This window comes from Endozoicomonas sp. ONNA1 (assembly GCF_024606325.1).
In the GTDB taxonomy this organism is placed as follows: domain Bacteria; phylum Pseudomonadota; class Gammaproteobacteria; order Pseudomonadales; family Endozoicomonadaceae; genus Endozoicomonas_A.
Map to the genome: position 1 here is coordinate 1 of NZ_JAHHPN010000599.1, position 1,505 is coordinate 1,505.

The 1,505-nt window shown below is 54.0% G+C and carries 1 protein-coding gene; it reads right to left on the minus strand.

All coding sequences use genetic code 11. From position 1 onward, the window contains the following. Positions 1-262: 262 nt before the first annotated feature. Positions 263-1,505 (minus strand): ankyrin repeat domain-containing protein (locus tag KDK19_RS13795; RefSeq protein ID WP_257292189.1); only part of this gene is annotated, 1,243 nt, incomplete at its 5' end.

The following is a 1,505-nucleotide window of genomic DNA, read 5'->3' on the forward strand; positions in this document are numbered from 1 at the left end:
GTGCTGCAAAGAGCGAGTGTTTAATCATTCTATCCCTGCATTCTGGTGTACAGAGAGGGAGGATAGATCAAGGAAAGAACGCAAGTTACGCAGTTAGCTATTCTCTGAACTGCCCCAGAGAAGCTTTCAGTCATGCCATGTAGATTTTGGTTCAGAGCTGAAAGTGATTCAGCTTCACTTTCTCTATGACTATAAAGTTTGCTGTGACTAAATCATCACCCATTTCAAAAACTCAGAAGATAGGTACACCCGAAAGCCGTGTTTACTGGATTAAATAATGCCTTTCTTTTGTTCCATGCCTTGCCCCGGCCCTGGTCAGGGCTTTCACACAGTCGTTATTGCTCATCAAGATTGCGACGGACAGCGGGGTGGCGCCATTCGACATGGCAGCGTTGAGATCAGCCCCGGCGTTGATCAGGACTTTCACGCAGTCGATGTTATTTTCCTGGGCAGCGATGAACAGCGGGGTGGCGCCATCCGAAGTCCGGGCGTTGAGATCTGCCTTGGCTCCGATCAGGATTTTCACGCAGTCGGCGTTATTTTCCTGGGCAGCGATGAACAGGGCAGTGGCGCCATCCTCAGTCCGGGCGTTGAGATCAGCTCTGGCTTCGGTCAGGATTTTTAGGCAGTCGATGTTATTTTTTTGGGCAGCGATGAACAGCGGGGTGGCGCCACCGTCAGTCTGGGCGTTGAGATCAGCCCGTGCTTCGATCAGGGCTTTCAAGCAGTCAGTGTTGCCCATCTCAGCAGCTATGTAGAGCGGGGTGGCACCATTCGGCAAGGCAGCGTTGAGATCAGCCCCGCCGTTGATCAGGACTTTCACGCAGTCAATGTTATTTTCCTGGGCAGCGAAGAACAGCGGGGCGGGGCCATCCAGCATGGCGGCGTTTAGATCCGCCCCGGCTTCGATCAGGATTTTCAAGCTGTTGGTGTTATCTTCCTGGGCAGCGATCAACAGCGGGGTGGCGCCATCCTTGGTTCGGGGGGCGTTGAGATCCGCCCCGGCCTCGATCAGAGCTTTCACGCAGTCGACGTTATTTTGTTGGGCAGCAATGAACAGCGGGGTGGCGCCATGCATATTACAGGCGTTGAGATCAACCTTGGCTTTGATCAGGGCTTTCAAGCTGCCGGTATTGCCGTCCGCAGCGGCCATGAACAGCGCGGTGACGCCATCCTCAGTCCGGGCGTTAAGATCCGCCCCGGCTTCGATCAGGAGTTTCAGGCAGTCGGTGTTATTTTCCTGGGTAGCGATGAACAGCGCGGTGGCACCATCCTCAGAACGGGCGTTGAGATCGCCCCCGGCGTTGATCAGGCGTTCGACGATGTCCTTGTGCCCCTGACCTGATGCCAACATCAACGCAGTGAGATCATTATCCATAACGGCATTGACATTGACTCCCTCAGCCAATGACTTCTCCACTTGATCCAAATCCCCCTCAAAACAGGCTTCATAAAACGCCTGATCGGGGAAAAATGTATCCGGGTGAGATTCACCGGTGTTCACA